Source organism: Streptomyces sp. NPDC006265 (genome assembly GCF_040613555.1).
Classification (GTDB): Bacteria; Actinomycetota; Actinomycetes; order Streptomycetales; family Streptomycetaceae; genus Streptomyces.
On sequence record NZ_JBEXSH010000293.1, the window covers coordinates 1 to 9,604 of the forward strand.

At 71.4% G+C, this 9,604-nt stretch carries 8 protein-coding genes and 3 pseudogenes; 7 read left to right on the plus strand and 4 right to left on the minus strand.

Annotated features, from left to right (window positions below):
- Positions 1-549, plus strand: a 549-nt coding sequence (locus ABZ281_RS23070; protein WP_356658225.1) for a TetR/AcrR family transcriptional regulator C-terminal domain-containing protein, incomplete at its 5' end; no start/stop codon positions are given.
- Positions 550-573: 24 nt separating this feature from the next.
- On the opposite strand, the gene ABZ281_RS23075 is transcribed toward ABZ281_RS23070, so the two are convergent.
- From ABZ281_RS23075 to ABZ281_RS23085, 3 genes and pseudogenes are all read right to left on the minus strand, one after another.
- The gene (locus ABZ281_RS23075) at positions 574-1,530 is read right to left on the minus strand and encodes a bifunctional riboflavin kinase/FAD synthetase (protein ID WP_356658227.1); all 957 of its coding nucleotides are present in this window, start codon (positions 1,528-1,530) and stop codon (positions 574-576) included.
- Positions 1,531-1,698: 168 nt separating this feature from the next.
- Positions 1,699-2,532 (minus strand): annotated as a pseudogene (locus tag ABZ281_RS23080) (serine protease); the annotation flags it as partial.
- Positions 2,526-3,293 (minus strand): annotated as a pseudogene (locus tag ABZ281_RS23085) (aldo/keto reductase); the annotation flags it as partial. The pseudogenes ABZ281_RS23080 and ABZ281_RS23085, both read right to left, overlap by 7 nt.
- A gap of 145 nt (positions 3,294-3,438) precedes the next feature.
- Between ABZ281_RS23085 and ABZ281_RS23090 the strand changes: the two are divergent.
- Positions 3,439-4,494, plus strand: a complete 1,056-nt coding sequence (locus ABZ281_RS23090; RefSeq protein ID WP_356658229.1) for an LLM class F420-dependent oxidoreductase — start codon at positions 3,439-3,441, stop codon at positions 4,492-4,494.
- A 250-nt stretch (positions 4,495-4,744) separates the two neighbouring features.
- Positions 4,745-5,533, plus strand: coding sequence for a ferritin-like domain-containing protein (locus ABZ281_RS23095; RefSeq protein WP_356658231.1), 789 nt, complete (start codon positions 4,745-4,747; stop codon positions 5,531-5,533).
- Between the two features lie 10 nt (positions 5,534-5,543).
- On the opposite strand, the gene corA is transcribed toward ABZ281_RS23095, so the two are convergent.
- Positions 5,544-6,539 (minus strand): magnesium/cobalt transporter CorA, encoded by a 996-nt coding sequence (gene corA, locus ABZ281_RS23100; RefSeq protein ID WP_356658233.1) that lies wholly within the window; start codon positions 6,537-6,539, stop codon positions 5,544-5,546.
- 61 nt (positions 6,540-6,600) lie between these two features.
- Here corA and ABZ281_RS23105 point away from each other — a divergent pair, with 61 nt between their 5' ends.
- The 4 genes and pseudogenes from ABZ281_RS23105 to ABZ281_RS23120 all read left to right on the plus strand — a co-directional run.
- Positions 6,601-7,287, plus strand: a complete 687-nt coding sequence (locus ABZ281_RS23105) for a histidine phosphatase family protein (protein ID WP_356658235.1) — start codon at positions 6,601-6,603, stop codon at positions 7,285-7,287.
- A 78-nt stretch (positions 7,288-7,365) separates the two neighbouring features.
- Positions 7,366-7,953 (plus strand): DUF3090 domain-containing protein, encoded by a 588-nt coding sequence (locus ABZ281_RS23110; RefSeq protein WP_031103749.1) that lies wholly within the window; start codon positions 7,366-7,368, stop codon positions 7,951-7,953.
- The gene (locus tag ABZ281_RS23115) at positions 7,917-8,747 is read left to right on the plus strand and encodes an SCO1664 family protein (protein WP_356658237.1); all 831 of its coding nucleotides are present in this window, start codon (positions 7,917-7,919) and stop codon (positions 8,745-8,747) included. The genes ABZ281_RS23110 and ABZ281_RS23115 overlap by 37 nt, the downstream gene beginning before the upstream one ends.
- Positions 8,748-8,842: 95 nt before the next feature.
- Positions 8,843-9,604, plus strand: a pseudogene (locus tag ABZ281_RS23120) (cysteine--1-D-myo-inosityl 2-amino-2-deoxy-alpha-D-glucopyranoside ligase); the annotation flags it as partial.

Here is a 9,604-nt window from a genome sequence, read left to right on the forward strand (position 1 = left end):
CCACTCGGCGTCGAGGCGATGTCGCTCTACTACCACGTCGCGGGCCGGGAAGACGTCCTCGGCGGCATGGTGGACGTGGTGTTCGGCGAGATCGACCTACCGCCGCGCGACACGGACTGGAAGAGCGCCCTGCGCCACCGCGCGGACTCCGCCCGCGCCGTCCTGCGGCGCCACCCGTGGGCCGTCGGCCTCATGGACTCCCGCTCCCAGCCGGGCCCGGCGACCCTGCGCCATCACGACGCCGTGATCGGAACGCTGCGCACCGGAGGGTTCTCCGTCCCGATGGCCGCACACGCCGTCTCGCTGATCGACAGCTATCTGTACGGGTTCGTGCTCCAGGAACTGAGCCTGCCGTTCAGAGGCGCCGCCGAGCTGGACGAGGTGGCGGGCGCCATCGTGCGCGACATGCCCCCCGACACCTATCCCCACCTCACCGAACTGGCCACCGAGCACGTCCTCAAGCCCGGCTACGACTACGCCGACGAGTTCACCTTCGGTCTCACCCTCATCCTTGACGCCCTCCACCCGGACGAGGCCGCGAGCGCGTAGCGAGCCGGCGGATGCGCCAGCGGGTCAGGCGGACCGCTCGGCCGCCGCCACCAGCTCCCGGCAGCGCTTGACGTCCTCGGCCATCTGCTCCAGCAGCGCGTCCAGCGTGTCGAACCTGGCCTGCCCCCGCACGAACGCCAGGAAGTCGACCGCGACATGCAACCCGTACAGATCGAGCCCCACCCGGTCGATGGCGTACGCCTCAACCGTGCGCTCGGTCCCCTCGAACTGCGGATTCGTCCCCACGGAGATCGCCGCCGGCATCGCTTCCCCCTGGGCGTGCAGCCAGCCGGCGTACACCCCGTCGGCCGGGATGGCCGTGTGCGGCAGCGTCTCGACGTTGGCGGTCGGGAAGCCCAGTTCGCGCCCGCGCTGGGCGCCACGGACGACGATGCCCTCGACCCGGTGCGGGCGGCCCAGGATCTCCGCCGCGCCCTGGACGTCACCCTCGGCGACCAGCCGCCGCGTCAGCGTGGAGGAGAACGGCTCGCCGCCGCCCGCCTCACCGGTCACGTACAGGTCGACGATCTCGACCTCGAAGTCGTAGGTCTTGCCCTGCGTGGACAGGAACTCCACGTTCCCGGCGGCCTTGTGGCCGAAGCGGAAGTTGGGGCCCTCGACGACCGCCTTGGCGTGCAGCTTGTCGACCAGGACCTTGACGACGAAGTCGGCCGGGGACAGCTTCGAGAACTCGGTCGTGAAGGGGAGGATGAGCACCGCGTCCACGCCCAGTTCGGCCATGAGTTCGGCGCGGCGGTGGTGCGGGGCGAGCAGCGGAGGGTGGCTGCCCGGGCGGACGACCTCGCTGGGGTGCGGGTCGAAGGTGACGACGACGGCGGGCACGCCCAGCTCCCGGGCACGGTCCACGGCATGCCGGATGATCAGCTGGTGCCCGCGGTGCACTCCGTCGTAGGAGCCGATGGTGACGACGCTGCGCCCCCAGTCCTGGGGGATGTCCTCCAAGCCACGCCAGCGCTGCACTGTGCCTGCTCCTTGTCGAAAGCTCGTCGAACTCGCGTCCGGTCGTTGTTCGTGGTTGCCTCGTGCGCAGGTCTAAGGGTGCCATGCCGGGTGCCTCCTGCCAGCATCGGCATGGGGGCTGTGACAGGGCGCACGACACCGTACGCCGAGTCGGCGCCCGGGCGGTCGTCACGCAGGGACGCCCGCGTCCGCCAGGTTTTCGATCATCCGGTGGGAGCTGGGCCCGACCAGGGCCGTCCACTCCTCGGGCGCGTCGGCCAGCCAGGCGGCCGCGCGGGTGGCGAAGCCGGGCACGCGCCGGCCCAGGTCGACCAGGGCGCGGTCGAAGCGCGTGGCGCCCTCCGGGGTGCGCACGAGGAGCACTCCGATGCGGTGGACGAGGTCGCGCAGGTCGTCGCCGCCGTTGCGGGCGGCGGCGTTCAGCAGCGCGTCGAGGACATCGGTGTCGTGCTCCCGGACGAGGAGCGCCTCGCGCAGTTCGTGGCGCAGCGGGTGCGAGGCGGGGACGCCGGACGGGCTGAGGACGCCGGCGAGGGCGCAGCGCAGCCGCACCGGGCCGTCCTCCAGCAGGCCGGTGACCAGCGGCAGGAACACGGGCCGGGCGGCGGGGCCCCGGTCGAGCCGCTGATCCGCGTACGCGGCCACCTGCCCGGCGAGTTCCGGCCGCAGCTGCGTCGCCCGGCACACCAGCGTGGCGACCCAGCGGGCCAGGCCGGGTGGGGTGGCGTCGGCGAGTGCCCGCAGCGCCTCCTCCGCGTCGGGCCGCTCCAGCCGGGCCGCGAAGGCTCCGAGGACCGGCTCGGGATCGGTCAGGAGGGCTCCGGCCAGTGCGTCCGGTGAGAACCGCGGGTCGCCCGCCGCGAAGTGCTCCAGAGCCCGGGGGAGGTAGCGGGCCCGGGTGTGGGGGTCCTGGACGAGGAGGGCGAGGGCGCCGCCGTGCAGGGCGCGGTCGGCGGGGCGGGCGAGCAGGGTGAGGGCCGCGTAGCGCAGGAGGGCGCGGTCGCCACGGCGTCCACGATGCGGCTCGCCGTGTCGTCGAGGTACGGCGCGACGAAGGGTGCGAGATGCACCGACGCACCGCGCGAGTCCGGCGGCGTCGTGTCGCCCCGGTACTTGCCCGTCAGCACCCCGCGCCCGAGCGGCGAGGACGGCAGCACGCCTATGCCCAGGTCCAGCGCGGCCGGCAGCACCTCACGCTCGACACCGCGCTGGAGCAGGGAGTACTCCAGCTGAGTGCCGGCCACCCGGGTCCGGGCGCCGGGAGCCGCCAGCTGCCAGGTCGCGGCCCTGGCCAGCTGCCAGCCGCAGAAGTTGGAGACGGCGGCATAGCGGGCACGCCCGCTGGAGACGGCCAGGTCGAGGGCCTGGAGGGTCTCCTCCAGCGGGGTGTCCGGGTCGTAGGCGTGCACGTGCCACAGGTCGACGTATTCGGTGCCGAGCCGCGCGAGCGAGCCGTCCAGCGCGGAGAGCAGATGACCGCGGGAGCCGTCGAAGCGGCGGTCCGGGTCCGGCACACTGCCGGCCTTGGTCGAGATGACCAGGTCACGGCGCGGCACCAGGCCGTCCATGAGCCTGCCGAGGAGGTACTCGGCCTCACCGTCGCCGTACACGTCCGCGGTGTCGACGAGGGTCCCGCCCGCTTCCCAGAACGTCTTCATGAGGTCCGCGGCGTCATGCTCGTCGGTGTCCCGACCCCAGGTCAGGGTGCCGAGTCCGATCCGGGACACACGAAGGCCGGTGCGGCCGAGATGCCTCTGCTCCATGAACGCCGAGATTACTGGCCAGAACCTACGGTGTGGGTGGCCGTGGACGATGGATTTCGGACCGGCCACGGTCGTGTACCTCGCACCCGGCGCCGCGCTAAGGTCTCCGCACAAGGCACGTTACTGATCAGTAAGGGGATTCGGCATGCAGCTCGGTATCAACCTCGGCTACTGGGGTGCCGGAATGGACGCGGACAACCTGGCCGTCGCCCAGGAGGCCGACCGGCTCGGCTACACCGTCTGCTGGGCCGCCGAGGCCTACGGCTCCGACGCCGCCACCGTACTGAGCTGGGTCGCCGCCCAGACCGAGCGCATCGACGTCGGCTCCGCCATCTTCCAGATCCCGGCCCGCCAGCCCGCGATGACGGCCATGACCGCCGCCACCCTCGACTCCCTCTCCGGCGGCCGCTTCCGCCTCGGCCTCGGCGTCTCAGGCCCGCAGGTCTCCGAGGGCTGGTACGGCGTCAAGTTCGACAAGCCGCTCGCCCGCACCCGCGAGTACGTCGAGATCGTCCGCAAGGCCATGACCCGCGAGCGCCTGTCCTACGAGGGGCAGCACTGGACGCTGCCCCTGCCCGGCGGCCCGGGCAAGCCGATCAAGCTGACCGTGCACCCGCAGCGCGAGCACATCCCGCTGTACATCGCCGCGATCGGCCCGAAGAACCTCGAGCAGACCGGCGAGATCGCCGACGGCGCGCTGCTGATCTTCCCGTCCGCAGAGCACCTCGAGGACACGACGATCACGTACCTGCGCGCCGGGCGTGAGAAGGCCGGCAAGACCCTCGACGGGTTCGACGTCTGCCCGACCCTGCCGCTCGCCGTCGGCGACGACAAGGACGTGGCCACGCTCGCGGACACCTTCCGCCCGTACACCGCGCTGTACGTCGGCGGCATGGGCAGCCCCAAGCAGAACTTCTACAACCAGCTCGCCCGGCGCATGGGCTACGAGAAGGAAGCCGCCGAGATCCAGAGCAAGTACCTCTCCGGTGACAAGCAGGGCGCCGCGGCCGCCGTACCGCACGACCTGATCGACAAGACGACCCTGCTCGGTTCCGTGGACCGGATCGCGGACCGGATGAAGGCCTACGCCGCCGCCGGGGTCACCACCCTGTCCCTCGCGCCGGCGGGCTTCACGCTCGACGAGCGGCTCGCGTCCCTGAGGGCCGGGACGGAGGCCCTGGAGCGCGCCGGACTCGCCTAGAGGTTTCCGCGGCCGTGGTGGGGGCTTCGGGGGTCTTCCCCGCCACGGCCGTCACGCGGAACAACGCGTGGGGCCCCCTGTGGTTACGGCACAGCGCCCCCGGCCCGGCACGCCTCCTCCCGCGTCCTCCATTCGGCGGAGTTGTCCCTCACACCTGTTGCGGCACCCCTCGGCCCGCATTTGACTCGTTGTTCGCGGAACCCTGCGGCAATGCCGCAGTACGCCCACGCGCGCGGGAGAGGTGCCCACGATGCTTTCGGCCAGGAGTCTGTTCCAGGAGATCCTCGACAACGACGAGTCCTTCGCCCTGTTCTGCTCCATCGCCGCGAGCGGCGAGTCCCAGGGCGGCTGGGAGAACGCCCGTATCGCCGCGCTCGTACCCGAGGCCGAGCGCGAACTGGCCCCCAAGATCAGCCGGCACGGCGCCGACGAGGACAAGCACGGCCGGATCTTCAACGCCCTGATGAAGAAGCGCGGCCTCGACCCAGTCCCGGTCCCGCCGGAGACCGACTACACCATGCTCCTGGAGAAGAGCGGCATCGGCCTCGCGCACGAGAAGCTGAACCGCGACGAGCGGCTCACGGTCCAGGACATCGTCACCTACCTCTCGCACAGCAGGGTCACCGAGCAGCGCGCCACCGATCAGATGGTCCTGCTCCGCAAGCACTTCGCCGACCACCCGGACATCGGCCGCGCGGTCAGGCAGATCTCCAACGACGAGGACAACCACCTCGCCTACTGCCACGAGGAGCTGCTGCGCTTCGCCCACGCGGGCCACGGCCGGGCCATCCAGCGCACCCTGCGCGAGTGCGCGCTGGCCGAGATCCGGATCTACCGCGACGTCAGCCTCGCCGTGATGGCACACATGGGCCGCGTCCTCGGCTGGTCCAAGGCCAAGTCGGCCGTGCTCGCGGCGGGCATCCACGCGGCGTACACCTACGAACGCATGGGTGGCTGGCGCCGCATGGTGTCGCTGACGCCGCCCGAGCGCCGCAACGCCCTCGGCGGTCCCGCGACCCCGGAGCCCGAGTTCGCCTGAGCCGGCCCGACTACAACCACCCTCGGCGCTTGAACAGCCGGAAGACCATCATCTCCAGGACGGCCATCAGCGCGATCAGCGCGGGATAGGACCAGACCCAGCGCAGCTCGGGCATGTGCTCGAAATTCATGCCGTAGATCCCCGCGAGCATCGTGGGGATCGCGGCCATGGCCGCCCACGCGGAGATCTTCCGCATGTCGTCGTTCTGCCGGACGCTCATCTGCGCCAGGTGCGCCGAGAGGATGTCCGACACCAGCCGGTCCAGGTTCTCCACGGAGTCGTTCACGCGCGTCAGGTGGTCGCTGACGTCGCGGAAGAACGGCCGGGCTCGGTCGTCCACGAACGGCACGGCCACCCCGGTCGACGCCGTCCCCGCCAGCCGGCTCATCGGCGGGGCCAGCGGTCCGGTCGCCCGGCGGAACTCCAGGACCTGCCGCTTGAAGTCGTAGATCCGGGACGCCGTGTTCCGTGAGCCTCCGCCGTCCGGCGAGAACACCTCCGCCTCCAGACCCTCCAGGTCGGTCTGCAACTCGGTCGCCACGTCCAGGTAGTGGTCGACGGTCGCGTCGGCGACCGCGTACAGCACGGCCGTCGGACCTTTGCCGAGCAGCTCCGGCTCGTGTTCCAGCCGGTGCCGTACGGCCTTGAGCGGGGCGCCCTCGCCGTGCCGGACGGTCACCACGAACGAGTCGCCCAGGAAGATCATGATCTCTCCGGAGGAGACGGTGTCGCTCTGCGGCTCGTACGCCACCGGCTTGAGCACCACGAAGAGCGAGTCGTCGTACACCTCCAGCTTGGGCCGCTGGTGGGCCTTGAGGGCGTCCTCGACCGCCAGCGGGTGCAGCCCGAACTCCCGGCTCACATGGTCGAACTCGTCCTCCGCCGGCTCGTGCAGCCCGATCCACACGAACCCGCCCGCCGTGCGGGCCTCACCCAGGGCGTCGGAGAGGTCCTCGGGCCCTTCCGCCCGCTGTCCGTCGCGGTAGATGGCACAGTCGACGATCACGAAGCGAGTCTCCCGTCACTCGAACGACACCGCACGCGTGCGTGCGCCTACGCTGGAGCGCATGCCCACGCTGATCCTGGTCAGGCACGGACGCTCCACCGCCAACACCGAGGGACTGCTCGCCGGCTGGACGCCCGGTGTCACCCTCGACGAGCGCGGCGCCGCGCAGGCCGCCGCACTCCCCGGGCGGCTGGCCGAACTGCCCCTCGCCGAAATCGTCACCAGTCCGCTCCAGCGCTGTCAGGAAACGCTCCGGCCGCTGCTGGAGGCCCGGCCGGAACTGAGCCCGCACACCGACGAGCGCATCGGAGAGTGCCACTACGGCGACTGGTCCGGACGCAAGCTCGCCGAACTCAAGGACGAGCCCCTGATGGAGGTGGTGCAGGCCCATCCGTCCGCGGCGGCGTTCCCCGGCGGGGAGTCCATGCGGGCCATGCAGACGCGCGCCGCCGAGGCCGTGCGCGAGTGGAACGCGCGCGTGGAGCGCGACCACGGCGCCGACGCCGTCTACCTCATGTGCTCGCACGGCGACATCATCAAGTCGCTCGTCGCCGACGCACTCGGACTTCACCTGGACCTCTTCCAGCGGATTTCCGTTGAACCGTGTTCCATCACCGCAATCCGCTACACACGACTGCGGCCGTTTCTCGTCCGGCTCGGTGACACGGGCGACTTCACGTCCCTGGCACCGCGTGAGGAACCGCCGGGCGGTGAGGCCGAAGTCGGGGGTGGTGCGGGCGCACCGTGATCGTTCGCCGCAGTAGGGTGAAGCGGTCGCAGCAGTGCCGTGGTCACACGGTTCCCACGATCCCAATGGAGACAGGACGTGTCCCGTCAGGTGTTCCTCTACGACCATCCGGAGCGTTTCGTGGCCGGTACGGTCGGACTGCCCGGGCGCCGTTCGTTCTTCCTCCAGGCCACCGCAGGCTCCCGGGTGACCAGCGTGGCCCTGGAGAAGACGCAGGTCGCAGCGCTCGCCGAACGCATGGACGAACTGCTCGACGAGGTCGTACGCCGTAGCGGCGGCAGCGCCCACGTCCCCGCCGTCGCACCGTCGGACACCGACACCGCCCCGCTGGACACCCCCATCGAGGAGGAGTTCCGGGTCGGCACCATGGCGCTCGCCTGGGACGGCGACGAGCAGCTCATGATCGTCGAGGCGCAGGCGCTCGTGGAGCTCGACGCGGAATCCGAGGAGGACCTCGCCGAGGCCGAGGAGCGGCTGCTCCAGGACGAGGAGAACGGGCCGCCGATGCTGCGGGTCCGGCTCACCGGCACGCAGGCCAGGGCCTTCGCCAAGCGCGCCCTCGACGTCGTCAACGCCGGGCGGCCGCCGTGCCCGCTGTGCAGCCTCCCGCTCGACCCGGAAGGACACGTATGTCCGCGCCAGAACGGATACCGCCGCGGAGCGTGACGCCTCCACCTGACGCCGCCGGGCTGCTCGCCCGCGGCGAACTGACCGTTCGCGGACGCATCCGTGAGGCCTCCAACGCCGCCCTGTACTGCACGGTGTCGTACGACGGCGAGGACGCGGCCTGCATCTACAAGCCGGTCGCCGGGGAGCGGCCGCTGTGGGACTTCCCCGACGGGACGCTGGCCCAGCGCGAGGTCGCCGCGTACGAGGTCTCGCAGGCCACCGGCTGGGGCCTCGTGCCGCCCACCGTGCTGCGCGACGGACCCTACGGCGAGGGCATGTGCCAGCTGTGGGTCGAGGTGGCGCCCGAGGCGGAACTGCTCGCCCTGGTCGACGGCGAGGAACCCGAGCCGGGCTGGAAGGCGATCGGCTTCGCCGAGGTCGGCGAGGGACGCACCGCGCTGCTCGTGCACGCCGACGACGAACGGCTGCGGCGTCTCGCGGTCCTCGACGCGGTCATCAACAACGCCGACCGCAAGGGCGGGCACCTGCTGCCCACCGGAGAAGGACGGCTGTACGGCATCGACCACGGGGTCACCTTCAACGCCGAGAACAAACTGCGGACCCTGCTGTGGGGCTGGGCGGGGGAGGCTCTCACCGAGGAGGCCGTCGACGTCCTCGAGGGCCTCAGGAAGGGCCTGGCCGAGGGCGGTCCGCTCGCCGCACGGCTCGAACCGCTGATCACCGGCGCCGAGATCGACTCCACCCGCGCGAGGGTCGGCGCCCTGCTCGCCTCGGGGACCCACCCGGAGCCGAGCGGCCAGTGGCCGGCGATCCCCTGGCCCCCCGTGTAGCAGCACAGGCACCCGGAACACCGCAAGAGCGCCTTCTCGGTCGTCCGGCCCGCTCCCATTCGTATATGGAACTTCAGTCCGGTTAGGCTCATGGCATGCATGCCTGGCCCGCTTCCGAGGTCCCCGCCCTGCCTGGTCAGGGCCGCGACCTGAGGATCCACGACACCGCGACCGGCGGCCTCGTCACCCTCGACCCCGGTCCCGTCGCCCGTATCTATGTCTGTGGCATCACCCCGTACGACGCCACGCACCTGGGACACGCGGCGACCTACAACGCGTTCGACCTCGTGCAGCGCGTGTGGCTCGACACCAAGCGGCAGGTTCACTACGTCCAGAACGTCACCGACGTCGATGACCCCCTCCTGGAGCGGGCCCAGCGCGACGGCGTCGACTGGGCCGCCCTCGCCGAGAAGGAGACGGTGCTCTTCCGCGAGGACATGACGGCCCTGCGGATGCTGCCGCCGCGGCAGTACATAGGCGCCGTCGAGGCCATACCCGGGATCGTCCCGCTCGTCGAGCGGCTCCGGGACGCCGGCGCGGCCTACGAACTGGAGGGGGACGTCTACTTCTCCGTCGAGTCCGACCCGCACTTCGGCAAGGTCTCGAACCTCGACGCCGCGGCGATGCGGCTGCTGTCCGCCGAGCGCGGCGGTGACCCGGACCGGCCGGGCAAGAAGAACCCGCTCGACCCGATGCTGTGGATGGCGGCCCGTGAGGGCGAGCCGAGCTGGGACGGTGGATCGCTCGGGCGCGGACGGCCCGGCTGGCACATCGAGTGCGTGGCCATCGCCCTCGACCACCTCGGCATGGGCTTCGACATCCAGGGCGGCGGCTCCGACCTCGCCTTCCCGCTCCAC